The organism is Nocardioides sp. CCNWLW216, from assembly GCF_037120545.1.
In the GTDB taxonomy this organism is placed as follows: Bacteria; Actinomycetota; Actinomycetes; order Propionibacteriales; family Nocardioidaceae; genus Nocardioides; species Nocardioides lianchengensis.
On the sequence record NZ_JBBBBJ010000024.1, the window covers coordinates 1 to 905 of the forward strand.

The 905-nt window shown below is 66.3% G+C and carries 1 protein-coding gene; it reads right to left on the reverse strand.

The features are described from left to right. Positions 1 to 3: 3 nt before the first annotated feature. A partial coding sequence (gene rhaS / locus V7S47_RS25645; protein WP_336564264.1) for a rhamnose ABC transporter substrate-binding protein occupies positions 4 to 905 on the reverse strand: 902 nt, incomplete at its 5' end.

A 905-nucleotide genomic window follows, 5' to 3' on the forward strand; every position in this document is an offset into this window, starting at 1 on the left:
CGATCAGAAGTCGAAGTCGGCGATGTTGTCCTTGTTGAAGCGGAACGGGTCGCCGAGCAGGACGGTGTTGTCCGCGCCGACGGTGAACTCGCCGAGGTCGCCGGCGGTGAAGGAGTCACCCTCGCCCTCGATGTCGCCCTTGACGAGCGCCTCGGCGGCGTAGGCGGCCAGGTAGCCCAGGTCGCCCGGGTTCCACAGGGCGAACTCGGTCACGGTGCCGTCGTTGACGAAGTCACGCATCTGGTTCGGGGTGCCCAGACCGGTCAGCGCGACCTTGCCCTTCGCGTCGCTCGTGGACAGGTAGCGCGCGGCAGCAGCGATACCGACCGTGGTCGGGGAGATGATGCCCTTGAGGTCGGGGTGCTTGTTCAGCAGCGCCGCGGTCGCGTCGAACGACTTCTGGTCGTCGTCGTCACCGTAGACGGTGTCGACGACCTTGATGTCGGGGTGCGAGGCCGCGATCTCGTCCTCCATGAGGCCGATCCACTCGTTCTGGTTCGTCGCGTTGGCCGCAGCCGAGAGGAACGCGATCTCGCCGGCGTCACCGATCTGCTCGGCGATCATCTCGACCTGGACCTTCGCGATACCCGCGGCGTCGGCCTGGTTGATGAACAGGTCGCGGCAGTCGGGGTTGGTGTCCGCGTCGTAGGTCACGACCTTGATGTCGGCGTCACGCGCCTCACCGATCGCATCACACAGCGCGTCGGGGTCGTTGGCCGAGATCACCAGCGCGTCGCGGCCCTGCTGGGTCGCGGTGTTGATGTAGGTCACCTGACCATCCGGGGAACCCTCGGCCGGGCCAACCTCCTCATACGAGCCGCCGAACTCCTCGACCGCCTTCTTGCCACCCGCGTTCGAGGTGTCGAAGTAGGCGTTGCCCAGGTTCTTCGGGATGAACGTCACCG